Source organism: Tepidibacter formicigenes DSM 15518 (genome assembly GCF_900142235.1).
GTDB classification, from domain to species: domain Bacteria; phylum Bacillota; class Clostridia; order Peptostreptococcales; family Peptostreptococcaceae; genus Tepidibacter; species Tepidibacter formicigenes.
Genome location: NZ_FRAE01000131.1, coordinates 1 through 1,956 on the forward strand (window position 1 = coordinate 1; position 1,956 = coordinate 1,956).

Annotated in this window: 4 protein-coding genes; 1 reads left to right on the forward strand and 3 read right to left on the reverse strand. The window is 24.5% G+C overall.

The window, feature by feature from the left end:
• Positions 1 to 96: DUF1659 domain-containing protein (locus tag BUA77_RS14885; RefSeq protein WP_456300371.1), on the reverse strand; the 96-nt coding region annotated here is incomplete at its 3' end.
• Between the two features lie 248 nt (positions 97 to 344).
• On the opposite strand from BUA77_RS14885, the gene BUA77_RS13125 reads away from it, so the two are divergent.
• Complete coding sequence (locus BUA77_RS13125; protein WP_072891032.1) at positions 345 to 623, forward strand: S-layer homology domain-containing protein; 279 nt, start codon at positions 345 to 347, stop codon at positions 621 to 623.
• Here BUA77_RS13125 and BUA77_RS13620 read toward each other — a convergent pair.
• Both BUA77_RS13620 and BUA77_RS13130 read right to left on the reverse strand, forming a co-directional pair.
• Entirely contained in the window at positions 555 to 902 is a 348-nt protein-coding gene (locus BUA77_RS13620) for a SadB/YajI family lipoprotein (RefSeq protein ID WP_143151375.1), read from the reverse strand. The two genes, BUA77_RS13125 and BUA77_RS13620, sit on opposite strands and share 69 nt — an antisense overlap.
• A 41-nt stretch (positions 903 to 943) precedes the next feature.
• A complete protein-coding gene (locus tag BUA77_RS13130) occupies positions 944 to 1,735 on the reverse strand; it encodes a YARHG domain-containing protein (RefSeq protein ID WP_072891034.1) in 792 nt (263 codons plus the stop codon).
• Between the last annotated feature and the right edge of the window lie 221 nt (positions 1,736 to 1,956).

Genomic DNA, 1,956 nt, shown 5'->3' on the forward strand with positions numbered 1-1,956 from the left:
AGATTTTTTTCTTAATATTTCTTTCCCATGTTCATCTAAGCCAAGAGAAAATGTTAGCTTTATTAAGCTTTCCTTAGGTATTTTTACTACTGCCATGGTATCCCTCCTTTTTTATTTGTTAGTTTAAATATAAGTGATTTGAAGGAATGGTTATAGATAAAGAAATTTAGAAAATTAGTTTGGAAAATAAGTTATAGCAATGGATAAAAAGATAGAAATGAAAACAAAGGAGTTATGTTCTTGCTGTTAATAGTCTCATGCATTTTACGTGTACATCTAGAAGAATTATATGAAATATGATATAAGTATAAATAGGTAGATTTTCAATAAATTAGGAGAAAAAAATGAAACTTAAGATATTGACAGTTATTATATCAACTTTTTTATTATTACAACTAACTCCAATTTTTGCGTTGTCAGAAAGTAATTTTATAGATGTAAAATCAAACGATTGGTTCTACAACGATGTAATGGAGGCTAGACAAGAAGGAATAATAACAGGAGTGGGAGATAATAAATATGCTCCAAATAAGGAGATAACATATGGAGAATATTTAACAGTGCTTACTAGAGTAATAGGTGGAAAAGTTGAAAATGAAGTAAGATGTAGGATACATCAATAGTGCATACAATGAATATTTAACAGAAGGTGTGGGAAGAGACATAAATGGTAATGTTTTCTTGAATTCATCTGTATATCTCTTTTGACCTCTAGCCATTATTAACACTTCCTTGCTAATATCGTTACTTAAATCCGTCTCTTGTTTCTCTTTAGTTAAATCTTTATCTATAGTTGAAACTGATTTTTCAACTTGAGGTATACGTATTTCTTTATTACTCATACATCCAACCGCTAAAAATACACTAAATAATACTACTATTAATAATACAAACTTTTTCATATAATAATCACCTTTCTTAGCACTTAAAAGATTTTAAGTTATTATTTTAAAGGTTTGATTGTTTTTATGATATTAGGTATATCTAAACTCATATTTAAAAATAATTTAAATTCAGGATGATTTTCAGAAAGAGATAAATCTTTTGGACCACCTATGTAATACTTATGCTTATCTACTTGAAACAAATTTATATCTCCAACTGTATCAAACATATTTGAGTCAAAAAAACTTGTTGCAGTATCTATTATAGTAAAAAATTCTCCATCTCCATATTCAGATTCAAATGATTTAGAAGGCTTAAAATATACAATCATGTATGTATCATATTCAACAATTTCATACCTATCTTTCCAATTCATAGGGAAAGTGATTGAAAATCCTAGTTTGTGACTCTTAAATTCTAATTGTTTATATATTTTTTCTAGTTGTACAATTTTTTTTATATTTTCTTTATCAATATTAGTTAGCATAGATGAAACATTATTATTGATTGGTTGATACCAGTCTAGTTGCAAAAAATAATCCCTATATTTTTTATTTGAGAATATATAATTATATTTTGCATAGACTGAATTTCTTAAAATTGATAATTCATTTTTATTTAAATTTTCAAGAGTACTTATGTCAAATAATTTCTCAAGATTAAATTCATAATTATTTAATATAACTATTTTATTAGATCTTATTTTTTTATTTCGAGAAATACTAGATTCTTTATTTTTAATACTATTAGTATTTTTATTTTCAGAGTTATTACATCCATTGCAAAATACAGATGTTAAAATAAATATAATAACAAAGATAATTCCTAGGTTATCAAATATTTTTTTCATAATTTACCTCTTATAAATTATATTTTAGAATGATTTTTTAAGGATATTAAAAAAATTTTCAAAATTATATCATTCGATTTGGGATTTTTATGATTCATAGTAAAATCCTCTCTTTGTTGGATTTATAAAAATACCCCATGGCCTAATGAACTTAACGGAGTATTTATTATTTAGATAGAATCTTTCTTATTTGTGTTTCACAAATATCATATTTAAGAGAT